The sequence below is a fragment of the Bdellovibrio bacteriovorus genome (genome assembly GCF_002208115.1).
GTDB classification, from domain to species: Bacteria; Bdellovibrionota; Bdellovibrionia; order Bdellovibrionales; family Bdellovibrionaceae; genus Bdellovibrio; species Bdellovibrio bacteriovorus_C.
The window spans coordinates 2,823,078-2,845,405 of sequence record NZ_CP020946.1; the positions used below are offsets into that span (position 1 = coordinate 2,823,078).

19 protein-coding genes are annotated in these 22,328 nt (G+C 51.6%); 10 read left to right on the forward strand and 9 right to left on the reverse strand.

Features of this window, described 5'->3' with window-relative positions:
• Positions 1-50: 50 nt before the first annotated feature.
• From B9G79_RS18410 to B9G79_RS13530, 4 genes are all read right to left on the reverse strand, one after another.
• Positions 51-749: a hypothetical protein gene (locus tag B9G79_RS18410; protein ID WP_232468678.1), complete on the reverse strand. Its 699-nt coding sequence runs from the start codon at positions 747-749 to the stop codon at positions 51-53.
• Positions 746-1,453, reverse strand: a complete 708-nt coding sequence (locus B9G79_RS13520; RefSeq protein ID WP_232468680.1) for a response regulator transcription factor — start codon at positions 1,451-1,453, stop codon at positions 746-748. Before B9G79_RS13520 ends, B9G79_RS18410 begins: the two co-directional genes overlap by 4 nt.
• On the reverse strand, positions 1,446-2,111 hold the full coding sequence (gene phoU, locus B9G79_RS13525; RefSeq protein ID WP_088565982.1) for a phosphate signaling complex protein PhoU: 666 nt from the start codon (positions 2,109-2,111) through the stop codon (positions 1,446-1,448). Before phoU ends, B9G79_RS13520 begins: the two co-directional genes overlap by 8 nt.
• Before the next feature lie 102 nt (positions 2,112-2,213).
• On the reverse strand, positions 2,214-3,278 hold the full coding sequence (locus tag B9G79_RS13530; RefSeq protein ID WP_088565983.1) for a hypothetical protein: 1,065 nt from the start codon (positions 3,276-3,278) through the stop codon (positions 2,214-2,216).
• A gap of 43 nt (positions 3,279-3,321) precedes the next feature.
• On the opposite strand from B9G79_RS13530, the gene B9G79_RS13535 reads away from it, so the two are divergent.
• The 3 genes from B9G79_RS13535 (at position 3,322) to B9G79_RS13545 (ending at position 9,089) form a co-directional block, all read left to right on the forward strand.
• Positions 3,322-4,233: a Ppx/GppA phosphatase family protein gene (locus B9G79_RS13535; protein WP_232468682.1), complete on the forward strand. Its 912-nt coding sequence runs from the start codon at positions 3,322-3,324 to the stop codon at positions 4,231-4,233.
• Positions 4,234-4,338: 105 nt separating this feature from the next.
• Positions 4,339-4,881: a transposase gene (locus B9G79_RS13540; protein WP_088565985.1), complete on the forward strand. Its 543-nt coding sequence runs from the start codon at positions 4,339-4,341 to the stop codon at positions 4,879-4,881.
• Positions 4,882-5,078: 197 nt separating this feature from the next.
• Positions 5,079-9,089, forward strand: a complete 4,011-nt coding sequence (locus tag B9G79_RS13545) for a DUF3047 domain-containing protein (protein ID WP_088565986.1) — start codon at positions 5,079-5,081, stop codon at positions 9,087-9,089.
• On the opposite strand, the gene B9G79_RS13550 is transcribed toward B9G79_RS13545, so the two are convergent.
• Both B9G79_RS13550 and ppk1 read right to left on the reverse strand, forming a co-directional pair.
• Positions 9,086-9,592, reverse strand: a complete 507-nt coding sequence (locus B9G79_RS13550; RefSeq protein ID WP_011163546.1) for a SixA phosphatase family protein — start codon at positions 9,590-9,592, stop codon at positions 9,086-9,088. The genes B9G79_RS13545 and B9G79_RS13550 overlap by 4 nt on opposite strands.
• A 7-nt stretch (positions 9,593-9,599) precedes the next feature.
• A complete protein-coding gene (gene ppk1 / locus B9G79_RS13555; protein WP_088565987.1) occupies positions 9,600-11,780 on the reverse strand; it encodes a polyphosphate kinase 1 in 2,181 nt (726 codons plus the stop codon).
• 79 nt (positions 11,781-11,859) lie between these two features.
• Between ppk1 and thiL the strand changes: the two genes are divergently transcribed.
• Both thiL and B9G79_RS13565 read left to right on the forward strand, forming a co-directional pair.
• Entirely contained in the window at positions 11,860-12,816 is a 957-nt protein-coding gene (gene thiL, locus B9G79_RS13560) for a thiamine-phosphate kinase (RefSeq protein WP_088565988.1), read from the forward strand.
• Between the two features lie 64 nt (positions 12,817-12,880).
• Entirely contained in the window at positions 12,881-13,423 is a 543-nt protein-coding gene (locus B9G79_RS13565; RefSeq protein ID WP_088565989.1) for a PilZ domain-containing protein, read from the forward strand.
• Here B9G79_RS13565 and B9G79_RS13570 read toward each other — a convergent pair.
• A complete protein-coding gene (locus tag B9G79_RS13570) occupies positions 13,420-14,319 on the reverse strand; it encodes a LysR family transcriptional regulator (RefSeq protein ID WP_088565990.1) in 900 nt (299 codons plus the stop codon). The genes B9G79_RS13565 and B9G79_RS13570 overlap by 4 nt on opposite strands.
• A gap of 95 nt (positions 14,320-14,414) precedes the next feature.
• On the opposite strand from B9G79_RS13570, the gene B9G79_RS13575 reads away from it, so the two are divergent.
• Together B9G79_RS13575 and ygiD are read left to right on the forward strand one after the other, a co-directional pair.
• Positions 14,415-15,014, forward strand: a complete 600-nt coding sequence (locus tag B9G79_RS13575) for a YceI family protein (RefSeq protein WP_038450985.1) — start codon at positions 14,415-14,417, stop codon at positions 15,012-15,014.
• Position 15,015: 1 nt separating this feature from the next.
• Positions 15,016-15,786, forward strand: coding sequence for a 4,5-DOPA dioxygenase extradiol (gene ygiD, locus B9G79_RS13580; protein ID WP_088565991.1), 771 nt, complete (start codon positions 15,016-15,018; stop codon positions 15,784-15,786).
• Here the strand turns inward: ygiD and B9G79_RS13585 are convergent.
• Entirely contained in the window at positions 15,783-16,148 is a 366-nt protein-coding gene (locus B9G79_RS13585; RefSeq protein ID WP_088565992.1) for a hypothetical protein, read from the reverse strand. The genes ygiD and B9G79_RS13585 overlap by 4 nt on opposite strands.
• Before the next feature lie 94 nt (positions 16,149-16,242).
• Here B9G79_RS13585 and soxR point away from each other — a divergent pair, with 94 nt between their 5' ends.
• Complete coding sequence (gene soxR / locus B9G79_RS13590) at positions 16,243-16,716, forward strand: redox-sensitive transcriptional activator SoxR (protein WP_088565993.1); 474 nt, start codon at positions 16,243-16,245, stop codon at positions 16,714-16,716.
• Positions 16,717-16,760: 44 nt separating this feature from the next.
• On the opposite strand, the gene B9G79_RS13595 is transcribed toward soxR, so the two are convergent.
• Positions 16,761-19,913: an efflux RND transporter permease subunit gene (locus B9G79_RS13595; RefSeq protein ID WP_088565994.1), complete on the reverse strand. Its 3,153-nt coding sequence runs from the start codon at positions 19,911-19,913 to the stop codon at positions 16,761-16,763.
• A 192-nt stretch (positions 19,914-20,105) separates the two neighbouring features.
• Here B9G79_RS13595 and B9G79_RS13600 point away from each other — a divergent pair, with 192 nt between their 5' ends.
• Positions 20,106-20,840: a hypothetical protein gene (locus tag B9G79_RS13600; RefSeq protein WP_232468684.1), complete on the forward strand. Its 735-nt coding sequence runs from the start codon at positions 20,106-20,108 to the stop codon at positions 20,838-20,840.
• Complete coding sequence (locus B9G79_RS13605) at positions 20,834-22,318, forward strand: TolC family protein (RefSeq protein WP_088565996.1); 1,485 nt, start codon at positions 20,834-20,836, stop codon at positions 22,316-22,318. The genes B9G79_RS13600 and B9G79_RS13605 overlap by 7 nt, the downstream gene beginning before the upstream one ends.
• Positions 22,319-22,328 lie beyond the last annotated feature (10 nt).

Genomic DNA, 22,328 nt, shown 5'->3' on the forward strand with positions numbered 1-22,328 from the left:
CGGTGATGTCGTGGAAGATCCCCACGACGCCGTAGATTTCCTGGGTCTTTTCATTGCGGATCGGATTCACTGACACCGCAAAGAAACGCGGTTGATTGTCGATCAAGGTCGGAAGCTTCACCGTAAAGCGCTGAACTTTGCCGATCTTGATGGTTTTGCCAAAGCCTTCCAACACGTCGGAAGAGCGAATAGCATCCTTCAATCGCAGAATCTGACCGTTCAGAAGGTCGGACGACAGGAATTGCGGACGACAGGAATTGCGCGGCAAATTGAGAATTAAAATAAAGAATCTTTTCATCAAGGCTGACAGACACCAGCCCCTCGGCCACGGCGCTCATGAAGGCCTGGGATTCTTCCTGAGACTGCAGATAACGGGCTTTGCGGTTTTTCATCTTGCGATGAATGCGATCCAAAGCCAATTCCAGTTCAGAAATATCAGCGGTTTCGTCGTCCGCCAGATCGTCTTCTTGTTCTTTCACCAGACTGCCGAAGGTGCGTTTGCTGGAAATGCGCAATGCTTTCAGAATCACGCGATGAATGGGTTTTGCAAAACGATAAGACGTGATGGCCGAAACCAGAATGCTGAAAACCAAGAAATTCAACAGGGCTTCGTTATAGACAAACGGACGAACCCCGTGACGAACATCGATAACAGAAATGACGGCCAGATACAGACCATTGAAGGCCACTACCTGCCAGGAGAAGTAGCGCCAATAAACTCGCCATGGAAATCGGATAAATCGCTTCATGCGATATCTACTTTAACCCGATATCCAACGCCACGGATAGTCTCAATACGGTCTCCCCACTCCCCTAACTTCTTGCGTAATCCGAAGACATGAGTGTCGATAGTGCGGCCAACCACGTTAATACCCTCGCCCTGAATGTTTTCAATCAGTTGTTCGCGGGTCAAAACGCAGCCGTGATTCTGAACCAACGCCCCCAGCAGCTTGAATTCCGAAGGAGTCAGGTGCAGAGGCTCGTTGTTGTAAGAGATCTCGTAAGACTTGAAGTTGATTTTCAAACCCATCAGGGAAACTTCACCGTCGTCAGCCGCTGTGGGAGCAGCGGTCTGAACCTGAGACCTGCGCAAAAGAGCCTTGATGCGAGCAATGAAGACGGAAGGATTGAAAGGCTTGGTCATATAGTCGTCAGCCCCTTTTTCAAGGCCGGCAACGATGTCCTGAGGTTCGGTTTTAGCGGTGACCATCAGAACTGAGGCCCCGGTGTTTTTGGCTTTGATTTTGTCGACGATGTCGACGCCGCTCAAGCCCGGCAGCATCCAGTCAAGGACGAACAAGGAATAGTTCTGGCGATTCATTTCGTTCAGAGCTTCTTCGGCGGAAGCACATTCGGTCACTCGGTACCCTTGACGGAGCAGGTGCAGAGCCATCAGCTCCCGGATTTCCTGCTCATCTTCCACCACTAGCACATGAACTGAATTATCAGCCAAACTTTCCTCCGTGTCGGACGTCCTTGCCAGTAAAGGCAAAGATCACGTCTTCTGCGATATTCGTCGCGTGATCTCCAAGACGTTCCAGATTTCTCGCAATCAAAATCAAATCCATGCCCGCTTCCACATCATCAGAGTGGGCTTTCATGTGCGCCATCGCGTCCTGGAAAACCTTGTTTTTCAGAGCGTCGATTTCGTCATCCATCAACAGGATCTTTTTGGCCTGCTCAACGTCACCACGGACGAAGCTGTCCAAAGAGCCCTTCACCATACGTCCGGCGATTTCAGACATTTTCTGAATGTCGCCCAACTGCTGCTGGATGGGTTTGCGCCCCAGATAATCCTTCCCGGAGTAGGAGATATTCACGGTCTGATCACCCATGCGTTCCAGATCGTTGTTGATCTTAAGAACGGAAATGATCAAACGCAGGTCTTTGGCCACCGGGCCCTGCTTTGCCAGGACGTGCATGCAGGCGTTGTCCACGCGGATGTGGTCTTCATTGATCAGTTTCTCGATGTCATGAACACCGCTGAACATATCCACATCACGGGACAACAAAGCCGCGGTCACCTGAGCCAGAGATTTTTCAACATGGCCACCCATCAGAAGAATCATTTTTTTCAGGTCTTCCAGTTGAATATCTATCGCTCTTTCCATGGTATCCACCTTTAGCGCTTGGCTTGATTTATAATGATTTGAAAAATAAAGACACCGCTTAACACGGCATCTCTATTGATTCTAACAGAAACTTAACACACTCTAGAACAGAACCTGAGCGGCCAGCTCCAGCTTGGATCGCTCGCGGGCTCCCGGGGCGAAGTCCTCACCGTATTTGGTGTGATCAACCGCCAAGGCCGCCTTAATATCATCCGTCACTTGATAGCCCAAAGCAAGAATCGCGGTCTGCAAATCCTTGCCGTCCTCACCAACGACAGGGTTCAGATAATCATAACGCACCAAAATCTCCGCCTTAGGCCCTGTATGCACCACGGCGTAAAGACTGGCACCCTCGCCCCGGACGGACTGACCACTGAGCGCCGTCACATCCACCCCTTCCGCCATGTCATAATCGCGGATGGCATCGGCCGGGTCCTTGGTGGCAAGGTATTCCAAAGCCACCATCCACTCGTCCTCTTTTTCATAGGACAGCAGCCCCTGGATGCGCTCCTTCAGGCCCACGTCGGCGCCGTAAAGATCGTAACTGCCCCGGACATAGCTGAGACTCAGGGACCACGGATTCCATTTAAAGATTCGCGCAAAAAGAGTGACTTCTTTGTGCGGCCCCTCTTCCTTTTCCTGCGCTCCCTCCCCGTTGGTCAGATTAAGTGCCCATTCGCCATAATCATGGGGAAGCTGGGACATGAAAGACACACCCAGGTCGGAGTACGAAAGGTATTTCCACTTTTCAGTCATGGACCAGGCGGTCTGTCCCAGGAAGCGGTATTGGTAATTCTCGTATTGAGCCTCTTGCCAGGTTTGCGGGATCAAGCCAGCGCGCAAAGCATGCATGCCTTCAAAGACACTGACCAGATCCAAGTAGGCCTCGCGAACACCGACATCAAAACGGTTCGGGCTGATGTTTTTTTGCTCAGAGCCTTCCATTGTCACGACCAGCAGGTTGTCCTCTTGCAAGGGGATGTGAACACCCAGAAACAGGGACGGAACTTCAAAGGCCGAGTTCCCGCGCTCGCCAGTTGGCAGATTCCAGACAGAGGCTGTGGCATCCAACTCACCGGTCAGCTCAATCTCAGAAAGAGCCAAAGCCTGCGTGGACGCAAAAAGTGAAAATAAAGAGCCAAGAACGATTTTTTTCATGTCTCTCATGCTGCCATCTTTATATACTGTTGCCAAGGAAAGGGAGCTTTACGTGTCACGTCGTATATCCGCCATTGATATCGGGTCCAACGCCATTCGCATGATGATTGCCGACGTTCATGAGCAAGCTCCGCACCTGCATATCGTGAAGAAGTACCGCGCCGCTGTCCGCCTGGGGCATGACGTTTTCACTCAAGGGGTGATCACGCCGGCCTCTTTGGACATCGCCAAGGCCACCTTTCAGCGCTATGCCCTGACCAACCGTGAACTGGGTGTGACCAAGTGCCGGGCGGTGGCCACTTCTGCCAGTCGGGAAGCGAAAAATCAGAAGGAGTTCGTGGATCTGATTTATAAAACATCGGGCATCAAGATCGAGGTTATTGATGGCACCGAGGAAGGTCGCCTGATTCATCTGGCTGTTCGTAAAGAGCTGGATCTGGACAACAAAAAGTCGATGCTGATTGATATTGGCGGCGGCAGTGTTGAGGTGACCTTTTCGCAAGGGCCGAAGATGCTGGCGACCAAGTCATTCCCAATGGGCACCGTGCGCGTGCTGGAAAATCTGGCCAAACGAAATCTGAATGAAAATCATCTGAATATCATCATGGGCGAATTCATCGGCGCTTTGGGCGAGCATATCTACAAGAACTGCGATCACGACCCGGTGGATTTCGCCATCGGCACCGGTGGCAATCTTGAATGCCTGGGTCAACTGAAGGGCGAGTTGCTAAAGAAATCCCCCCAATCATTCCTGACCCTGGCCGAGCTGACTGAAATCATCGACCGCCTGCGCACCTTCAAGGTCAAAGACCGCATCGAAAAATTGCACCTTCGCCCCGACCGCGCCGATGTCATCGTCCCGGCCGCCATGCTGGTCCAAACCATCATGCGCCAGGCAGAGACCGAAAAGATCCTGATCCCCAACGTCGGCCTGCGCGACGGCCTGATCTGGTCCATGCTCTGATCCTGATTTCCGACCCTCGCCCCATCCGTTCCGCCACCACCACCCTCATTGCTTTTGGGACCCTCGCCCGCTTTGCAGCTATGGCTCTTCATCAAGGAGTTGCACATGGCAAAACACTTTTCTTTTGGCGGCGATCTTAAACATGACTTCAATGGAACCTCTTATGGAGGAGAACTTTCTAAAGGCAAACGACGAAGCCAGCGACCACTTTCCAACTATGAACCGATTCACCTGGTACTTAAGAGCAACAAAGCCTTCGGGCGAAGGTCCCTTTTGCATCCGGCGAACAGGAAAATGCTTCTGAAATACACACGAAGATTTGTATTTCGTTTCAAGGTGAGACTTTACAGCTTTGCCAATGTCGGAAACCACATCCATATATTGATCCGCGTCCCTAATCGCAAAGCCTATGTCAGTTTTATCAGCGCACTGACAGGCACCATCTCTAAAATGATCTTCAAATCCGCCGGCATGTGGGACCTTCGCCCCTTCACTCGTGTCACCTCTATGGGGCGAGGGTTCGGAATTGTGCGGAAGTATATAGAAAGGAACGTCGAACAAGGCTTGATGGTGGTGGAATCCATTATGAAGAAAGATCCACTTTGGCGGCGGGCGGGATTTGACTCGGTGATTTGGTCCTGGGGATAGACTGGGGCGAGGGTCCCGGAAGACAGGGGGAGGAGGTATAAAACTGACAGTGTGGTGAGTGAAATGTCACTGGTCCCGGAGTGAGACAGTGGTTTTATCAGATTCGGTTTTAAGTCTGTCTTAATTCAGATGGCGAAGCTTCTTTGGCACCGCTCTTGCCTTTATTCATAGTGAGACAACTTTTTAAAGGGGTTCCTATGAAGTCCGCAAAGTCTTATAAGAATGTTCTGGCAATGAGCTTTATCTCCACGATCATTGCTTTTGGCTCCACCACAGCCCATGCCTTCGACATTCCATTAAAAGCCAGCGACATCAAGACCGTGGCCCGACCTGCTGCTCAGAAAAAATCCAAAACGATTTTCCTCGCAGTCGACGGTCTAAGCTACAACGCTTTTGCAACAGCCCAAAAGCAGGGACTCTTCAAAGAATTCTCAAGCTTCGGAGCACACGTCGCCCCTTTTCCATCTATGACTGACTTGTCCTGGGCCACCGTCACACACACCTCCGACATATTTGGAGCCGCCGGACGTATTAAATCTGTTGAAGCTACCTATTTCGATGAGTCCTCCCAGTCAATTCAGGGCGATCCCCGCGACTACTACCGTCGTTTGGCTTCCCCAAAGTACTATATGGGGGCCTTCGAATCCTTCTTTAATCCATATGTCGAAGCTCTTATGTACTTCCCCACAGAAGAGGTTCCAAAACTTGAAATCAAAACTGTTGTGGATGAGCTTTCCGCAGCGAAATCAAAGCCGGTCCTGACAGGATATATCGGCGCAATTGACTCTACCGCCCACACTCAAAAAGACCGCCTGTTCCCGGTCATGAAAATCCTGGATTCAGAAATCAAACGTCTGATCAAAAACTTCAAGGACAAAGGTGAAGACTTTGAAGTTGTTCTGGTGTCCGACCACGGCAACATCGGCCGTTTTCAGGAAGGCACCGCTGAAATGGAACTCATGGGTGTGGATATCGGCGAAGTTATCTCCCGTGCCGGCCTCAACAACGTTCAACAATTAAAAGACCCCAAAGACGTGGCCGTGCCTTTGATGGCATTGGGCACCTGGGGTCCTGTCTACCTGAAAGACCGCAAACAAATGCCTCGCCTGATCGAAGAGTTTAAGAAAGCAAACTGGTTCGACATGGCGGTCTACATCAACCGCAACAACGCCTCGGACACTCTAATGACCGTAGAAACCTCCACAGGCGGGGCGAAGGTCCAATTTGATAAGAAGAATGGCTTGTATTACTACTATCCAGAGATGGGAAATCCGTTGGGCCTTCCCAAGGAGTATCACTCCACTAAGGCCGCTCCCAAAAGTATGAAAGCCGATCAGCTTTTAAAAATCACAGCCCTTACTAAATATCCTGACTCTATCTTCCGTCTGATTGAGTCGGCTTCTGAGCGCAATTTTGACTTCCCGGATTTCATCCTGACCCTGAAAGACGGTCACTACATCAAATCCGCTCTGGGTGGCTTCACTAAAATGTACCGCACTCACGGCTCTTTGACCGCAGCTTCCAGCTTCGGCCTGGTTGCTTCCACCAAACGCATCATCCCTGGCCAGATACGCTCCAAAGACATCCTTCCATTCTTCGGTATCGAAGCCAAAGAACTGTTCGGCAACACCGCTGCCCGCCACGAAAAGTCCGGCCGCGAAGCCCTGCAAGAGGTCAACATCAACTCCCGCCGCGGTGTTGAGACTCAAGCCAAAGATCTTTCCCAAAAACGCATCTTCCAGCACCTGACAAGATTCGTGTCTGACACGCGTCCTTACTTCCTGGTGTCTGAAATCAAGAGCTTCATGGATGCCTTCAAGTTCGATCCGTTCCAAAAACCAGGCTCCAGCTCTATGAGCCCAATGAACTTTGATATCTCCAAGTTCGACGTCAACACCATGATCAGCCCAGAAGACATCGGTGCGGTGACGGATGCGGTTCTGACTGCAGGTTCAGTTGAAAACCTCATGAACGATCCACGCATTGAAAAGGTAAAAGCCAAAGTCGGCATCCTTCAGGATACCAAAACCGCAAACCTGGATCTGAAAACCACCGACCTGACTTCCGGCGGTATCATGGGTGACATCGCGAAATTCGTGCTGCCAGCCAAACGCGCCGTCATGAAAATGTACCAGCTTCCATACCTGCTGGAAAAATCCATCGTGGTTCAGGAAAAACCATTCCTGCCAGAAACACGCGACATGGTCTTTGCGAAAAACTGGGTTTCCACCAAAGAATCCCTGGCAGCTTCTTTCGCGAAACTGACTGACGTGAAGCAAGCAACCAAAACGAGTGCGGCGGAACAACTGCTGAAAGAAACCATCAAGGAAGCAGACCTTGAAGACCGCATCTATCCAACACCACTGACGAAGATCTACAACTCCAAGCTGGAAGACGTGACCTTGGTGTACGTTCCAGGCATCTATAACAGCATCTTCGACAAAGAGATCTTCTCTTTGGGTCTGAATGCCCTGCAGGACGATCTGGGCCTGCGTGTGATCCAGCCGCCAGTGGAATCCACTTGCGCGAGCGACCTGAACGCCGACATCATCATGAACTACATCCGTGACGACTATAAAATGCGCTTGCAGCGTGGCCACAAGGCTCCTCGCTATGTGTTCCTGGGCTATTCTAAAGGTGCGGTGGATACACTTCATGCTTTTGTTAAAAATCCTAGCTTCGTGTCCACATACGTAAAAGGCTTTGTGTCTGTCGCGGCTCCATTGCATGGTTCCAGCATCCTGAACACGACCGACGTTCCGTTTGCCCTGGTTTCAGCCCTTTCTGAAAACCAAGGTCCGGAGATCTGCCAGACTGAAAAAACCGCGTCCAAGTCCATTTCCCCGACGGCGATGGATTCTTTCTGGAGAAAGAACGAAAGATCTTTGATCGGTCTGACTCGTTACTTCTCTGTGACCTTTGAAAGTGACCCTGAAGATTCTCACATCTTCATGAAAGCCACCAAAATCATCGGTCAATTCGAAGAAAACAACGACGGTGTCGTGACGGTGTCTTCTTCCAAGTTCCCGGCTCGTTTGAAGGCCGTGGACATGGGCACCATCAAAGCCGATCACCTGGCTGGTATCTTGTCTTCCCGCTTTAACCAGAAGGCCTTCATGAAAGGTCTGGTGACGGCGCTGGCGGAAGCCAACATCACCGATGACAACGCCAATTTGGAATGGAACTCCCGCGTGATCCTTTCTGCGGCGAATGCCTCCCCGATCAAGAACCGCGCTTACTATTCTTTGGGTAAACCGGGCGTTGCCAAGGTTATGCACCTGGGCCACGAAAATCTGGTGGACTTCCTGCCATACGGAAACTCTTACGAGCTAAACCGTCAGGCATTGCCAGCAATCGTGGATCCGGCTGACAGCTATGAAGTGAAAACGAAACTGCCACAATCCCAGTTGCGTTACGATCCGTATGCGGTTCTGGACGTGGCAAAACTTCCGGATGTGATGGCTGGCGTGAAGGTGTCCCCTGCGACCAAGTCCAACATGCCTGAAGGTATCAACATCGAATACCACCACCAGAACATGGTTCACTTCCGCATGGATCACCAGTTCAACTATGAATCCCGCACTCCGGGTGGCATGGATGACAACAAGGATTCCGGTTACATCACTGCTGAATTCAACGGTGAAAAAGACTGGGCTGCGATGAGAAGTAAAAACAACTCCATCCGTCTGACGACGATGGCGTACAGATTCTCTCCGGCGGAATTCTCAACGATGGATCTGAAACTGGCAGTTACCAAAGGTGTTAAAGGCGCTGACCCGGTAAAAGGCAAAACCGGCAAAGACGACTCTGCCTTCCAGGTTTGGTTCACCATCCGTGACGGCAAAGCCAACGGCGACCGCACTTTGGTTGACCCAAAGAACGACAAGGTGATCTTGTTCGGTTACTACTGGGGTGACGAAGTGAACGGTGAAGTTCGTCAGGCTGGTTCCATTTACGAAAACTGGTACTCGAACAAAAATATCGTGGTGGCAACACTGCCTGAGGCGAAACAGCTTCTGCTGAACAACCAGGACATGCTGGGTAAAGCCCAGAACTATAAGCGCAACCTGATGGAAGACCTGAAGAAAGCCTTCCCGGATAGAAATGTGAATGACTTTGAAATCGTGGCAATCACGATTCAGCACGACTCCAACGACGCGGAAGACTCTTCCGAGGCGTTCTTCAAGTCCCTGAAATTCACACCTTAATCAGCAAGGAATTTGGGCGGGATCGAGTACAAAAGCTGTGCTCGGCCCGCTTCGGCTGACGAAAAAGACTCCAGCTCAAGTCCGATAATGCCGCTTTTCTTAAGATCAATAAAACTCTCGGCCTTCAAAGACAGCATATAACTGGCAAAAACGCTCAAGTGCGGCTCATGGCCGACAACGGCGATGCGTTTGTAATTGCGCCCCTGCACACGCAGCCATTTCAAGAACGCCTGCGGAGGACTGTGCGGCACCAGTTCGGGTGCTTCGACCACTTTGGTTTCATAGTAAATCTGGGAAATGATTTCGGCCGTCTGCCGCGCACGGGTCAGCGGACTTGAAACAATCAGGTCGATTTCCTTCACATAATCACGCAGGTTTACGCAGACCTTCTGCATGCGCTTGCGACCCTTCAGGGTCAGCGGGCGCAGGTAGTCCTCCTGGCCCTTCTTGGCGAACTCTTCTTTGTCTTCAGCCACTGCGTGACGGATAATGATCAATTCCACTTAGGCACTACTCCGAAATTGAACTGGTGGATGAACTGGTATTTTCGTCCACAAATGTAACCCGGGCTTTCGCAATTTGCATCAGGGTTTGATGCAAGCCGACATCCTGCGAGTTGTGACGTACATAAGTGCCATCAGACTTCATTTCCCAGGACTGGCGCTGTTCTTTCACACAAAGATTCAGAATCTCCCAGCACTTTTCTTTCAAGCTGCGATCCAAAACCGGCACGATGGCCTCGACCCGGGCGTGCAGATTGCGATACATCCAGTCGGCAGAGCCCAGATAGAACTCCCCATCCACCGGGTCTTTTTCACCGTTTCGGAAATAAAACAGTCGAGAATGCTCCAGGAAGCGGCCGATGATCGAAGTCACACGAATGCGTTCACTCATGCCCGGCACCCCCGGACGAAGACAGCAGAAACCACGAACGATCATCTCGATATCCACGCCTTTTTGCGAAGCCGCGTACAGGGCCACGGCGATGTCGTTTTCTTCAAAGTTATTAAACTTGGCAATGATCTGCGCCGGACGCCCCGCCTTTGCATGCTCGGCCTCACGCTCGATCATGGCCTTAAAGCGCGAGAACATATTCACCGGAGCAATCAGCAGGTTCTGATAGTTGCTCTTTAAAGACCGTCCCGTCAGATAGTGGAAGAACTCAACCACATCGTTGGTGATTTCTTCGCGCGCCGTCAACAACCCCAGATCCGTATAGAACCGGGAGGTCGCCACGTTAAAGTTCCCTGTTCCGATATGGCAGTAACAACGCAAGCCCTCTTGCTCCTGACGAACCACCAACGCGGTCTTGGCGTGAGTCTTCAAACCCACAACCCCATACACCACGTGAACGCCGGCATTTTCAAGCTCAGTCGCCCAATAGATGTTGCGCTCTTCATCAAAGCGCGCCTTCAGTTCCACCAGGCACACCACTTGCTTTCCTTGTTCGGCCGCGCGGATCAAAGCACGGATGAACGGACTGTTGTCGCCCGTGCGGTACAAGGTCATCTTGATCGCCAGAACCTTGGGGTCTTCGCTGGCCACACGGATGAACTTTTCCACGGACGCGGCGAAACTTTCATAAGGATGATGCACCAACTGATCCGCCATCTTAATGGCGTTAAACATGCCGTGACCGTCTTCGGCAAAAGCCGGCCCCACCACCGGAGTGTAAGGCTCAAACTTCAGCTTTGGCAGATTCACATCCGAGATCACACCCAAATCAGTGAAGTCCAAAAGACCGGCGGTTTCATAGATGTCCTCTTCAACCAGCTCCAGCTCTTCCATCAGAAATTTAAGCATCCACGGGTCTGGATTCGGCCCGTGTTCAAGGCGAACCACTTCGGCAAAACGACGCTGGCGCAATTCTTCTTCGATCGCCTCCAGCAAATCTTCGGCATCTTCCTGATCCTGATCGGAATCAGCGTTGCGGGTCAGGCGAAACGGCATCACTCCCAGCACCTGCATGGCCGGGAACAGATCCGCCAGATTTTCTTTGATCACGTCCAACAGACTGATAAAGCGATGGTCTTTGTTTTCAGCGTCAGTGCGAATCCACTGCGGCAGGACTTTGGGAATCTTCACGCGGGCAAAAAGCTTTTCTTCGTTGCCCGGATGTTTCAGAGTCACGCCCAATGAAATCGAAAGATTCGAGATAAACGGGAATGGATGCCCCGGATCCACCGACAGCGGAGTCAGCACCGGGAAGACATTGCGGTTATAGTACTTTTTGACGTTTTCTTTTTCTTTGTCCGAAAGATCTTTCCAGGAAAGCAGACAGATGCCTTCTTTTTCCAAGGCGGGCTTTAGCACCTTGTTGTAGGCATGCGCCTGATCCTGAATCATCGGGATCACGAACTGACGGATTTCCTGAAGCTGGGCCATCGGGGTTTTCCCGTCAGATGATTTGGCAGAAACTCCATAAGCCATATGGCGCTTCAGACCGCCGACCCGCTTCATAAAGAATTCATCCAGATTGGATCCGGAGATACTTAAGAACTTCACCCGTTCCAGCAAGGGATTGCGTGCGTCCTCAGCTTCAGCCAACACTCGTCTGTTGAAATTCAGCCAGCCAATCTCGCGACTGGTAAAAAGACTTTCAGATGACAGAGGATGTTCGACAACCTTCGGCTTGCGTGTAGATTTCTTTTTCGATGTGCGTTTCGGCGAAGCCGCTTTGGGCGTGTTCAAAAGAATCCTCCTTGACTCCTAACCTCCTTATTTCACAATAAAGCGACTTCTTTAGCAATGTCTTACCAGGAACAACGACATGCAAAATACTCCAAAAGAATGGTCGCTTATTGATCGCATCCGGTATCGGGTCCAGCGTCAAAATGATCACACCAAAGTGCCGCTGGGTGACGACGCCTTCGTTTTCAGGAACTATCCGGGCTATTCGGTGATCTGCCAGGATATGATGGTCGAGGGAGTTCACTTCGACCTCGACTATTTCAGCGCTTTTGATCTGGGCTATAAGTCGCTCGCGGTGAATTTAAGTGACATCGCCGCCATGGGCGCACTTCCTCATTTTGCGCAGGTGTCCCTGGCCCTGCCGAAAAAACTGAATGAATCTTGGCTTGACGATTTCTATAAAGGCATGACCAGTTTGGCTGATGACTATCACATGCAAGTCGCCGGTGGAGATCTGGCAGCGTCCCCCGACCGCCTGGTGGCGGATGTCAGCGTGCACGGGTCCTGCGAAAACCCACTGACCCGCAAAGGTGCAAAACCCGGAGACCTGTTGTTGTGCAGTGGCCCTCTGGGGCTTTCTTTCACCGGCATGACTGCTTTACAGAAAAATTTGGCCGGCTTTGAAGCCGCCAAAGAACGGCATTTACGTCCGAAACCCCGCTTGGATCTGGTCGCGAAGCTGCAAAAACATCACGACCGCATTCATGCCCTGATGGATTGCAGTGACGGCCTGGTCAATGATGCCCTGTTGTTGCGTCCTGAAAACTGCGGTTTTCATTTGTTTGCTGAAAATCTTCCGTTACATACCGAAAGCCAGAGCCTTGCAGTGGACCTGCATCTGAATCCACAGGACATTGTGCTTTGGGGCGGCGAGGATTACGAACTTCTCATGGCGATCCACCCTGAGGACTATGAACATTTCCCGGAATGGAAGATGATTGGGCAATTCACTGAAGATCCTCGCGTCTTTGTGACCCATCCCGATCACCATGAAGAGATTAAAGAGTTCAAGGGCTGGAAACACTTCCCCGGCTGAAATTTCTCAATTCGAGACAGCCCTTTTGCTTCAGAAAGACCGGCAACGGGCCGAAAAGTAGACTATGACAAGTCTTGCTCGCTATCACGGCCGATCACCACGCTACATTCTCAATACTGAGGACGACAGCCTGGTTCGTGTCGCGGGCCCGAAGCAAGTCCCGTGGGAAGAAGGCACCGAAATCAAAAACGTCTCTTTGACGGGTCTGGCCTTCACTGCTCCGGATGATCTGTGCCCGCTTCTGGGCGAAGTCGTGAAAATTCAGTTCACTCCACCCGGTTCGCGCCAGATGGCATGTTATGGAATCGTCACGCGACTTGAAAACATTTCTGATTCCCGCATGCTCGTGGGGGTCCACTTCTATAAACTTGAAATGCAGCAAAGAATCGTGCTGGCACAGGGCCTGGCCCGCAAGTTCAAAGAAAGCCAGGAACGCGGTCAGATTGATGATATGCTAAACCGCCCGCGCAACTCAGTCAGTTTTGCCAATCTGCCGCAACTGGTTTTGATGGGCTTACTGGCGACCTTGTGGTGCGCGACGATCTGGGCTCTTCTGCGCTTTGAATACTCAGGCCTTTACAAGATGCTTTTAAGCGTCCTGTCTTAAGCGAAATACACTTCCTTCAAACGTTTATACGCAAAGTCCATGAAGCGCTTCACCTTCTGGGAAGTCTCTTTGGTGTCGGGTGAAACCAGGCTGACCGACACTTCATCCCCGCGCAGATGTTTATGAATCTGAACCAGACGACCGTCACGCAGTTCATCCTTGCACAAAAACTCTGGCACAAACGCATAGCCTTTTCCCAGACGGGCCAGATTCAACAACATCTCGGGATTGTTCGCCGTCACGATGGGATTGGTCTTCAACGTCAAACGTTTGCCGTCAGACCCGCGCACCACTTCAAGCTTCGGTTGCTGAGTCAAACCCAGAAAAGGCGCCGCTGCAAGCTTGGCCAGATCCTCCCCCACACGATAGCGCTCTAAAAACCCCGGCGAAGCCACCAGCAGGTTTCTGACCGTTCCGATCTTACGCGCCCGCAGGGAGCTGTCTTTCAGGTTTCCGATACGAATCCCCACATCGACAGACTCTTTCACCAGATCCACATAGGCTTGAGTTAAATACAGATCAAAGCGCACCCGTGGATACTGTCTGGTGAATTCATCCACAATCAGCGGAAGCTGCTTCACACCCATATCGTCCGAGGCTGTGACCCGAATCACGCCCGAAATTTCCGCTGTGGATTCACTGACCTCGCCGGTCAGGGTTTCAAGGCCTTCAATCAGACCGCGAGCGCGTTCGTAATAGATGCGTCCCATTTCGGTCAGTTGGAACTGCCGAGTGGTGCGGTAAATCAACTGCACGCCCAGGTCTTTTTCCAGCGCTGACAGCCTGCGGCTGACGCGGGACTTGGGTTGCTTCAAAACTTCTGCCGCTTTGGTGAAGCTGCCGCTTTGAACAAGTTTGACGAAGGTGCGTATCTGATTGAGATCTAATTGTTCCATATATGCAACAGTATATTCCGAATATGTCACCTTTCGCAATAATCAAAAACGCACGATACTAAGTCCGTTGAAACAACATAAAAGGAGAAATTCACATGAAAGCACTTATTCTTGGTTCCCTGGTTACCTTGGCTGGTATGTCCGCATTCGCTAAATCCATCCCGGCGGGTTCTTACAACATCGACCCTGCCCACTCTAAAATTGGCTTTGAGATTCCTCACTTGGTCATTTCCACGGTGGAAGGTCGCTTTGCTCAATTTGATGGAACTTTGGACGTGGACGCAAAACTTGAGAAATCCAAAGCCAAATTGAACATCGAAGTGGCCAGCATCAGCACCGAAAACAAAGATCGTGACGATCACTTGAAAAGCCCGGACTTCTTTGATGTGGCCAAAAATCCTAAAATGACCTTTGTCACAAAAAAGATCACTGGCACGCCGGACAATCTGAAAATTGTTGGCGATTTGACCTTGAAGGGTAAAACTAAAGAAGTGACTTTGGATGCCAAGTACCTGGGTGACGTGAACGACGCCTACGGTAACAACAAAGTGGCATTCACTGCGACCGGCAAGATCAACCGCAAGGATTTCGGTCTGAACTGGAGCAGTGTTGTGGAAGCCGGTCCGGTTGTGGGTGATGAGGTGACTTTGATCCTTAAAATCCAGGCGGGCAAACCAGCTCCTAAGAAAGGTTAATATGTCGACGATGCCTGTGCTTTTTATTGGTCACGGTTCTCCGATGAATGCTCTGGACAAGAATGCCTTCACGGAAAGCCTTCATAGACTAGGCAAAGCCTTGCCAAAACCACAGGCCGTTCTTTCTGTCTCTGCTCACTGGGAGACAGAAGGAACGAAAGTTCTTTATCATCCCGACCCTCCCACCATTCACGATTTCTACGGATTCCCGAAAGCACTTTTCGACATGCAGTACCCGGCGCGAGGCCCGTTAAGCATCGCTCATGAAACCCAACGACTGCTGCCAAAGTCTGAGCTCTATGACAAATGGGGTTTGGATCACGGCACGTGGTCAGTTCTGGCACACATGTACCCACACGCCGATATTCCCACTTATCAAGTCAGCCTGGATGTGACGAAAACAAACCAACAACATCTGGAGCTGGGAAAACTGCTGCGCCCGTTGCGCGACAAAGGTGTTCTGATCGTTGCCAGCGGCAACATCGTTCACAACTTAAGACTGATTCAATGGAAAAACAAAGACGGCAGCTATCCTTGGGCCGAAGAGTTTGACGGCCAAATCAAAGCCGCCTTGGAAACACGCGACACCAAAACCCTGACCGACTATGAAGCCCTGGGTGAAAGTGCCACGCTGAGCGTGCCCACCCCAGAACACTATCTGCCATTGCTGTATGCGTTTGGTGCCAGCACCGAGGAAGACCGCATTTCCTACCCTTATGAAGGGTTTGAAATGGGCTCCCTGTCGATGCGTGCGGTAATGTGGAGCCGCTAGAACATAGGCTTGGCAACCGCCAGCCAGATTGCGGCACTTCCCAACACTGAAAGCACGGCCATATTGGTGAAAGTCCATTGTGGTTTCTTGCGCACAATAAATGCCCAGATCCCCAGCATCACCCAGATCGCGGTTTTAGCCCGGCCCCAGTTGGGAAAATTCGCACCCATCCCCAAAGTTTCCACCAGGCCATAGGCGCTGGCGAAAAGCGCCAGCCACGAAACCCCGTGAAGCGCATAACTGAATTTTCTGAACTTCTTTGCCGGCTCCCCGATCGCCACCGCCACCAGCATGAAACCAAAACTTACAAACATCAGGGTCAGACTGATCAGATGGATCATCTTATAGGTAAAATAGTTCACGAAATCTCCTTTGGGCTTAAGCCGCCCGATTAAATTGCTTGCGTGATTTTGGGCTGATGCTACAACCTCAAGTTAACTTGAGGTCAAAAGAAATATGACTGTAAAAAACAAGACCCCTGTCCTTGCAAGCTCCCTGTCCGTTGGAGAAATCGCCACCCGCAGTGGCATCTCGGTCCCGACCTTGCATTTCTATGAATCCAAAGGGCTGATCAAAAGTCATCGCAACAACGGCAATCAACGCCGTTATGACCGCTCGGTTTTGCGTCTGATTTCAATAATTAAGATCTCCCAGCACCTGGGAATGAGTCTGGAGCAAATCAAAGATCACCTTTCATCGCTGCCCCAGGATCACGCACCGACGGCGGCGGAATGGAAGCGACTGACAAAGAAATGGAATGACGACCTTGAAGAGCGCATCAAATTGCTGCAGCTTCTGCAATCACAACTTGCAAGCTGCATTGGGTGTGGCTGCATGTCATTAAAAGACTGCCCGTTACGAAACCCGGATGACCGTTACGGCAAAAAAGGCACCGGCGCCCAACGCCTGAAAGAACAATGCCGGAAATAAAAAAAGCCCAGCGGCCATGCCACTGGGCTTTTTGCTTTTGGCTTTTAGGCCTCCAGGCCCTCTTCACCAACAGCGGCGAAGGCTTGTTTGGTTTTTTCGCGAACCTCGTCGCGCTTCTTGAATTTATCCATCAGCAGATACACCGCTGGAACAACGAACAAGGTCAGTGCGGTGGAAACCACAACCCCACCGATAAGACAGATCGCCATCGGACGCATGGTCTCAGACCCCGCCCCGCGCGCTGTGGCTGACGGAACGGCGGCAGCGACCGTCGCCACCGACGTCATCAGAATCGGACGAAGACGCGTCGGGCACGCTTCAATCAGCGCATCCAGTGCTTTGCTGGTACCACGGTCACGAACCGTGTTGGTAAATTCAATCAACAAGATGGAATTCTTTTTCACGATCCCCATCAACAACAACAAACCGATCATCGAGAACATATTCAAAGACTGCCCCGTGATCAAAAGTGCAAAGAATGCCCCGCTGAAACTAAATGGCAATGCCATCAGGATCGTCACCGGATCGATAAAGGAATTGAACTGGCTGGCCAGAACCATGTAGGCGATCACCAGACCCATCACCAAAGCAAAGATCAGGCTTTGGAAGGACTCTTTAAAGGTCTTCGAGCTTCCGCCCTGATCAATCATATAACCCGGCTCCAGCATCTTCTTCGCCACGTCTTCGATGTAAGCCATCGCCGCCTGCTGGGAAACGCCCGGCTTCATATTCGCTGTCACCGTGATCGCACGCTGACGGTTGGAACGAGAGATCGACTGCAGGCTCGACGTCTGAACTTCTTTCGTCACTCTTGGCAGCGGAATCAGATTTCCGCGGCTGTTACCGACGAACAAAGTTTTGATCTCACCCATCGGATCACCCTGATCCACCAGTTTCAGCTTGATGTCGTAACGGTGCCCGCCTTGAGGATATTCGCCGGCCTTCACCCCACCAATCAACGCACTGACCGTGGAACCGATGGAGGCAATGCTGACCCCGTGCTGAGCCGCCGCCAGACGGTCCGGCTGCACCTGAATTTCAGGCATACCCAACAGATAGTTGGAATCCACGTCCACCATCAGTCCGCTGTCGTTCATGGCTTTCATCATGTCTTCAGTGTACTTCGCAAGCTTATCCCAGTCTGAACCCAGGATCGTGAACTCGATCGGATAACCACGGCCCCCCGAGAAGCCCTGCTGCGACAAATCCATCAGGACCGGACGCATGTCTTCGATCTTGGAAAGATTCTTACGCGCCACCTGCATGAATTCCTGCTGGGACAGAACCTTCCCGGTTTCAGGATCCTTGCCGCGTTCGTTTTTTTCTTTCATGGTGATAAACATCATCGTCACGTTGGAATCAGAAACACCGCCACCAAAGCCCCCCAGGGCGGCATACACCTGTTTGATTTCCGGACGGGACAAGAGCCACGCTTCCGCTTTTTTCGTCTGCTGGTCCGTGTACTGCAGGGACGTTCCCACCGGCATGATCAAACGGGCCATAAAGATGCTCTGATCCTGCGCCGGGCTCATTTCCTTGTTCAGGAACTTGATGGAAATAAAGGACACCGCCACAAACACCAGCGAGCCAATCAACACCTTCCACGGGTGCTGCAAGCTCACTCGCAGCCAGCGGTCGTAACCAATTCGCGTGTTTTCCATCAGAGCTTCAAAGCCCTTGCCCAGTTTGGTTTTTCTTTCACCGTGATGAACAAAGCCCGCACAACGCATTGGCGTGATCGTCAAAGACTCCACCAACGACAGGAACACGGCGATAGAGATCGTCACCCCGAACTGCATGAAGAACTTCCCGATGATACCCTTCATGAAGGCCACCGGCAGGAAGATCGCAATCACGGCCGCAGTGGCGGCCATCGCAGCAAACGAGATCTCGCGCGCGCCCAGGATCGCGGACTCAATACGCCCCCGCCCGTTTTCATTGTACCGGAAGATATTTTCCAGAACCATGATGGCATCATCCACGACGATACCGATTGCCAGAGTCAGCCCCAGCAGCGTGAACGTGTTCAGAGTATAACCCAGGAAGTAAAGACCGATGAAGGCACCCAGCAACGACGTCGGAATCGACAGCAAAACGTTAAACGTCGCCGACCAGCTTCCCAGGAACATCCAGCACACCAAAGAAGTAAAGATAACCGCCAGAATCAAGTGATGGTTCAGCTCGCCCACGGATTGTTCGATGAACTTGGTACTGTCAAAGTTCACCTGCAGGTTCATCCCCGGAGGCAGGGTTTTCTGAATGACCGTGATTTGCTCTTTCACCGCACGCGCGACTGACACGGCATTGGTGCCACGCTGCTTGCGGATCCCCAGCCCCAAAGCGGTTTTCCCGTTGAAGCGGGACATGCGCTCAATCTTGTCCAGGCCCATACTGGCGTCGGCGACCTGGCGGATCTTAACCATGTTGGTCGGATCAGCAACCGTGACACCCGCACGACGGCTGATCACGATATTGCGGAACTCCTCTTCCGTTTTTGCTTCGCCCATGGTGCGAACGTTGAAGGTTTTTTTGTCGGTCTGAATGTAACCACCCGGAAGCTCGGAGTGCTCATTACGGATGGCATCGACCACGTCATTCACAGAGATGTTATAACGGAGCAGATCTTTCGGACGCACATGCACACGCATCACCGGATCGGTATAACCACCCAGGAAGATGTCCCCGACACCTTCCACCGTGGTGAAGCGGTCTTTCAGATAGTCACGCGCATAGCGCATCAGGAATTCAGGGTCTTCCTTATCGTAAGTCAGAGCCAGCCAAAGAATCGGCTGATCATCAGGATTGGTTTTGGAGATGGAGGGAGGGTCCACATCATCCGGAAGCATTCTTTGAATGCCCGAGATTTTCGCCTGCACGTCCTGAACCGCCAGATCGATGTTGCGATCCAGATCAAATTCCACCGTGATGCTGGCACTGCCGGTTTTACTGCTGGACTTGATGGATTCAATCCCCTCCACAGTCATGAGCGAGGATTCAATCGGATCCACGACCTGGGTTTCCATGACCTCCGGAGCTGCGCCATCAAGGTTGACGCTCACCGTCACGGTTGGGAAATCGACATCCGGCATCTGGCTGACGCCCATGCGGGAAAACGAAATCAGTCCGAAAATCATCAGACCGAACATCAGCATCCACGCAAATACAGGATTCTTAATAGAAATATCCGACAGTCTCATACATACCCCTCTAAAGACCGGGACACTGTAGGCAATCCACCCCCATTAGTCATTAGGATTCCTATCAACACAGCGGCTCATAAGGCCTTGATATTAAAGGATTTATAAAGGCCCCCAAAGGACCACGGGCAGAGGTTGACAGCCCCCAACCCTCGGACTATTCCTGACGCACATTTATTCGGGGAGTGCACTATGAAATGGGGATTTCTGTTAGCCGTTATTTTCTCTTCTGCGATCTGCAACGCTCAAAGCTTGCGAGACATGGCAGTTGCTGAAGCCAAATACGACGGCCTTGCAAAACAAAGTGCCACCGACGCTCAGGTGTCCGGCATGCTGACGCTGAAAGATCCCCGTCCGGAAATCATCACGCGCAACTGGAAGTATTTCGCCGGCTTCTCTGTGCAAAGCTTCCAGCCCGAAGGCATCGCCACTAAAGATGGCTCCGGTTCCTTTGACATGAGCAAAAACGGCACCACCGTGATGCCGGGTCTTGAACTGGGTGTGATGAGCCCTGCTCTGCAAACGAAAGCCGTGTTGTGGAAACTGGGCCTGCGCGCCAAAGGTGGCTTCGCGTCTCAAAGCGCCCAGGTGAAACTGGATTCCGGTTATGAAATCGACGACGCCCGTTTGAACACCATCATGTTCAGCGCAGGTCCCGTGATCAGCATGGGCTGGGAACGCCTGCCTTGGCTTTCTTTGAACGTGTCCCCGCAGTTCGGAAACATCAGCTACACGCAAAGCAGCTCCAACGATTTTGCCACTTTCAGCAAGTCCGGCGCTTACGAATCCATGAACTATGGAGTCGACGTGATGCTGGGTAAGAAATGGTCTGTATTCACTGAATGGTCCCAAAGAACTCTTAAAGACAACAATGAGATCGCACTTCAAAAAGACAACTTTGAGCTAGGAACAAAAGTAACATGGTAAAAATCCTTCTTGCACTACTTAGCACGACAACAATCCAGGCAGCGTATGCCCAGCAGGCTCCTGCAAAGAAAGAGATCACGCTGACTCAAAAAGATGTGGCGGAGCTGGTTTTAAAACAGGGTCTTAAAACCAAGGAAGTCAATTTGAAGTACCAGCAGTTCCGCCTGACTCCGGCGTTGGCGCTTTCTGCCTATGACTGGGTTCTGAACGCAGAAACCGGTTTTGAGTACGACAAATCCGCAGGTCTTCTTTCCAACTCCACTCCGGTCGAAGCCAAATACGAACGTTATCGCACCACCGTGGGCTTGAAAAAACCTTTCACCACCGGGACCACGCTGGGGATTGAGCTGAGCCGTCTTTCCCAACAAGTTGAGTTTGACAGTGTCGTGACGAATCCTCCGCCGGGCGAGCAGACCTTGGACAGCGCAGGATTGCTTTTGGAACAAGCCCTTTTGGGGAACTTCTTCGGGGTTGCGGACCGTGGCACCGTGAATGCGGCCGAACTGACCTATCAGGCAGAAAGCATCAACCGCGCCAACGAACTGGAAGACGTCGTGCTTGAGGCGATCCGTCAGTTCTGGAACACTTATGTTGCACAGGAAAATTTCAAAGAATCCGTGGCTTCCCGTGACCGTTATAAAAAACTGGTCGATGCGGTGAAACGCAAAACCTCTTTGGGTTATTCCAACCCAGGGGACCTGCCACAGGTTCAGGCGGAGTTTGAAACACGCGAACAAAAAGTTAAAACGTCCTCGACCGAGTATCTGGACAATCTGGAAAATCTGGTGACGTTGCTTTCTTTGGAACCGGGCACAGAAATCCGCTTCCAGATCCCGGGCAATATCCCGACGGTGCCAAAACTGCCAATGAAAAAAGTGGAAGAGCTTCGCACCATCCGTTCCCAAAAGCTGAAGGTCGAAGCGGCTCAGGAATCCCTGACGGCGGCGGAATCCTTAAGCTATCCGACGCTGAACTTCGTCGGCAAGGTTTACACCACCGGTGTGGATGAAAACGCGAACGATGCTTATTCTGACGTCGTGTCTGGCACCCGTCCGAAGTACTACATGGGTCTGAGATTCCAGTACAACTTCGGCTCTGACATCCAGAACGAGCAGATCATCAACAAAAAGCTTTCCAAGGATCTTGAATCCACCCGTCTGAGCCGCCAGTTGCTAGAGGCCGAGGACCTGGAGATCCAAGCTCAGCGTAAAGTACAGTCCACCTATGCCGTGGTGCTGAGCGCAGAAAAACAGAAAGGCTATCGCGAGAAGGCCTCTCAGGAACTGAACCGTTCCTACAATCAGGGGCGTACGGACATCTCGATCCTGATCACGGCAATGAACAACTATTTCGACTCGGAAGTTCAATACATGCGCGCCATGGGTGATTACGCCATTGCGCTGAATGAATGGGCGGCTTCCCGTGACGAATTGATTCCTGACGACGCTTCGTCAGCTGATTACACTGAAAATAAATAATAAGAGGGGT

Bases quoted from the DNA above. Each gene is read 5' to 3' on its own strand.
- B9G79_RS13600 (WP_232468684.1), top strand. From the start codon at position 20,106: ATGAAATGGGGATTTCTGTTAGCCGTTATTTTCTCTTCTGCGATCTGC.
- phoU (WP_088565982.1), bottom strand. From the start codon at position 2,111: ATGGAAAGAGCGATAGATATTCAACTGGAAGACCTGAAAAAAATGATT.
- B9G79_RS13605 (WP_088565996.1), top strand. From the start codon at position 20,834: ATGGTAAAAATCCTTCTTGCACTACTTAGCACGACAACAATCCAGGCA.
- B9G79_RS18410 (WP_232468678.1), bottom strand. From the start codon at position 749: ATGAAGCGATTTATCCGATTTCCATGGCGAGTTTATTGGCGCTACTTC.
- ygiD (WP_088565991.1), top strand. From the start codon at position 15,016: ATGTCGACGATGCCTGTGCTTTTTATTGGTCACGGTTCTCCGATGAAT.
- B9G79_RS13570 (WP_088565990.1), bottom strand. From the start codon at position 14,319: ATGGAACAATTAGATCTCAATCAGATACGCACCTTCGTCAAACTTGTT.
- soxR (WP_088565993.1), top strand. From the start codon at position 16,243: ATGACTGTAAAAAACAAGACCCCTGTCCTTGCAAGCTCCCTGTCCGTT.
- B9G79_RS13595 (WP_088565994.1), bottom strand. From the start codon at position 19,913: ATGAGACTGTCGGATATTTCTATTAAGAATCCTGTATTTGCGTGGATG.
- B9G79_RS13545 (WP_088565986.1), top strand. From the start codon at position 5,079: ATGAAGTCCGCAAAGTCTTATAAGAATGTTCTGGCAATGAGCTTTATC.
- thiL (WP_088565988.1), top strand. From the start codon at position 11,860: ATGCAAAATACTCCAAAAGAATGGTCGCTTATTGATCGCATCCGGTAT.
- B9G79_RS13540 (WP_088565985.1), top strand. From the start codon at position 4,339: ATGGCAAAACACTTTTCTTTTGGCGGCGATCTTAAACATGACTTCAAT.
- B9G79_RS13575 (WP_038450985.1), top strand. From the start codon at position 14,415: ATGAAAGCACTTATTCTTGGTTCCCTGGTTACCTTGGCTGGTATGTCC.
- B9G79_RS13530 (WP_088565983.1), bottom strand. From the start codon at position 3,278: ATGAGAGACATGAAAAAAATCGTTCTTGGCTCTTTATTTTCACTTTTT.
- B9G79_RS13565 (WP_088565989.1), top strand. From the start codon at position 12,881: ATGACAAGTCTTGCTCGCTATCACGGCCGATCACCACGCTACATTCTC.